The 300-nt window shown below is 52.7% G+C and carries 1 protein-coding gene; it reads right to left on the minus strand.

Going from position 1 to position 300, the window contains the following annotated elements; translation table 11 throughout:
- Window positions 1-300, minus strand: a 300-nt coding sequence (locus JJB97_RS18505) for a winged helix-turn-helix domain-containing protein (RefSeq protein WP_238715553.1), incomplete at both ends; no start/stop codon positions are given.

The raw sequence follows: 300 nt of genomic DNA on the forward strand, positions 1-300 counted from the left end.
AGAGCTTTATGGATTGCTGCCATCTTTTCATCTTTATGCGGGTCACGGATACGCAGAGTTGGCGCAGCCCTGCGCCATACAAGTCCCGCAGACGGCAACCAACGGCGCACGGTTCCGGCATGTAACTGACATCCGGTTATCTCATTGATTTTTATTGTCAGCAGTTCTGTACTCCAGCGTGAACGCTGGTAGCCAAAGTCGCCGGGTGAATGTTTTACCAGCTCACGTAACAGTGTGCAGATATGCTCAAACGGCCAGCGGCGGGCACGTCCGGCGGGTAATGATTTCAGTCCTTTAACA

It is taken from the genome of Tenebrionibacter intestinalis (assembly GCF_016632365.1).
GTDB classification, from domain to species: Bacteria; Pseudomonadota; Gammaproteobacteria; order Enterobacterales; family Enterobacteriaceae; genus Tenebrionibacter; species Tenebrionibacter intestinalis.